At 33.2% G+C, this 2125-nt stretch carries 5 protein-coding genes; all 5 read right to left on the bottom strand.

All coding sequences use genetic code 11. The features are described 5' to 3' along the window. The coding region (locus Q0409_RS05645) for a nickel-dependent hydrogenase large subunit (RefSeq protein WP_298535956.1) at positions 1–457 on the bottom strand (457 nt) is incomplete at its 3' end. A gap of 52 nt (positions 458–509) precedes the next feature. After that, positions 510–971 carry an NADH-quinone oxidoreductase subunit B family protein gene (locus tag Q0409_RS05640; RefSeq protein WP_292788381.1) on the bottom strand — a complete coding sequence of 154 codons (462 nt, stop codon included), beginning with the start codon at positions 969–971 and terminating at the stop codon, positions 510–512. 89 nt (positions 972–1060) lie between these two features. After that, entirely contained in the window at positions 1061–1444 is a 384-nt protein-coding gene (locus Q0409_RS05635; RefSeq protein ID WP_298535954.1) for a DUF1959 domain-containing protein, read from the bottom strand. 59 nt (positions 1445–1503) lie between these two features. After that, positions 1504–1830, bottom strand: coding sequence for a DUF2104 domain-containing protein (locus Q0409_RS05630; protein ID WP_298535952.1), 327 nt, complete (start codon positions 1828–1830; stop codon positions 1504–1506). A 17-nt stretch (positions 1831–1847) separates the two neighbouring features. Further along, on the bottom strand, positions 1848–2125 hold a 278-nt coding region (locus tag Q0409_RS05625; RefSeq protein WP_298535950.1), incomplete at its 5' end, for a hypothetical protein.

Here is a 2125-nt window from a genome sequence, read left to right as displayed (position 1 = left end):
CTCCACCAACAACATTCCATCCTAAATTGACCCTATTTCCAGTTAATAATTCAAGAGAATCCATTGCATGTTCCCTTAAAGCCAAAACATGCATGAACAATGTCTCATGGTCAAGAGTCTTGAAGAATGTTGAATTTGCAAGCAAGTGGGATTGGATCCTGTCCAATTCATTAGTAATGACCCTTAAGTATTGAGCTCTTAAAGGCGCTTGAACTCCAGAAATTGATTCTAAAGTTTCTGCAAAGGTTTGTGTATGCTCATATGAACAGATACCACAGATTCTTTCAGATAAGTAAATGCACTTTTGCCAGGTCTTTCCTTCCATAATCTTTTCAATACCTCTATGAACATAACCATAATCAATCTCAGCTTTAATAACCTTTTCGCCTTCAGTCTTAAGCTTAAGTCTTAAAGGTTCCTTTAAACCTGGATGAATTGGTCCAATTGGTAATATCATAATATCTGACTCCTTTACTTATCTAAATCTAAATTCTAAATACTAATAAACATTAATCTTCCCTAGCATCTTGAGCTCTTCCCTTAGCTGCAAGAGCACCAGGAGCAACAGTTAAAACTGCCTCTAATATTTCACTTGGCCTTGGAGGACAACCTGGAATAGCTGCATCCACTGGAATGAAGTCTGAAACAGGAGCAAGAACTCTTCCTCCCTCTTGAGCAAAGACATCTCCAGACTGTGGACAGTTTCCAACAGCCACTACAATCTTAGGTTCTGGAGTTTTTGCATAAATCCTTCTTAAATTGTCTCTCCATTGTTCTGTAACTGCACCAGTCACTAAAAGAACATCAGCTTCACGAGGATTATTGTGAACATAAATTCCATACTGTTCAAGATCGTATCTTGGGGAAAGAAGTGCAACTAGCTCTACATCACAGCCATTACATCCTCCACAGTTTACAATACAAACGTGAATTGAACTTTTTCTCACAATATCTTTAAGTTTTTTAAGCATTTCAATTACCTTAAATCTCGTTCTTTATAATAATTTTATAAACATCATTCTTTTGATAATAATTCTTTCGATAATAATTCAATCGACAATTATTCTCGCAATAATTCAACTATTTGAGCCCTACCTTCTTCTATGGCATCTTCATACTTTTTGCCATGCTTTACTACATCCTTGGTTAATTGATGGCAGATTCTATCCGCATCTTCCTCAGATATTAGTTTAGCAACATCACTTAACCAATAAAGTCTCAAATCAAGATGCATTTGCCTTTTTATCTTTTCTCTATTTGCTATCTCAAAGGTAGCATGCATATTTTCCAAATCACTCATATCAAAGCGATTCATAAGAATATCTTCAAATTCATCTTTAGAAATTCCAAATTCTTCAGATAATGGAATAGTAATGTCCTTTTCCCATTTAAAACTATGAAGAACTCTTAATTTCATCATTTCATACTTTTCCGCACTATTCATATAAATCACCAATAAATGATTTGATTTTAAATTTAACTACTTAATTTTAATATTTCTAATTAAAATAATACTCCGGATGTTGAAATCCAGACAACTGCTGCAATAAGGATACCTATTGCAGTTTCCTTACGACCATAACCTGGCCTTCTTCCTAATGCAAGCCCTATGAAGAAGAATGCAATAGTAAGCAATATTTCAGGACTAATATTTGGATTTAATCCATGGTTAAATAATAAAAACCATCCAATAATAGATAAAACCAAGGTTAAAACATCTATTTCAGATATTATATAAGGTTCCATATGCTTTTTATAGCTTAATAAAAGACCAGCGATGGATCCTATAATGAAAACCAAAATATAAATCATAATATATAATTCTTCCATAATCTCACCCAGTTTACCTAAATTGGCTTATATAAACAAATAAATGTGATACAAATAATCAAAAATGTAATGATGAAAGCAATTTTCTCTAAGTTTTCAGCTAAATGAGCATATTTTTCCTTATTTTGCACCAATATGAATGGGACAAAAATAAGTCCAATTATAGCTAAAGGAAGCGCTAAAACACTTTGATAGAAAGCAGCAAGCCCTGCCACTACAAAAATGCCTAAAGCTACCAATGAAGTTAATACTCTCATTCCTTTTTCATCATTCATTTTTAAGCCTTCTTTATTAG

The sequence above is a fragment of the uncultured Methanobrevibacter sp. genome (assembly GCF_937898925.1).
In the GTDB taxonomy this organism is placed as follows: domain Archaea; phylum Methanobacteriota; class Methanobacteria; order Methanobacteriales; family Methanobacteriaceae; genus Methanobrevibacter.
The sequence above is the reverse complement of the archived record's forward strand: the minus strand, read 5'-3'. Positions and strand labels throughout refer to the sequence as shown.

Excerpts from the sequence above, each read along its gene's own strand:
- Q0409_RS05635 (WP_298535954.1), bottom strand. The coding sequence starts at position 1,444 with ATGAATAGTGCGGAAAAGTATGAAATGATGAAATTAAGAGTTCTTCAT.
- Q0409_RS05630 (WP_298535952.1), bottom strand. The coding sequence starts at position 1,830 with ATGGAAGAATTATATATTATGATTTATATTTTGGTTTTCATTATAGGA.
- Q0409_RS05640 (WP_292788381.1), bottom strand. The coding sequence starts at position 971 with ATGCTTAAAAAACTTAAAGATATTGTGAGAAAAAGTTCAATTCACGTT.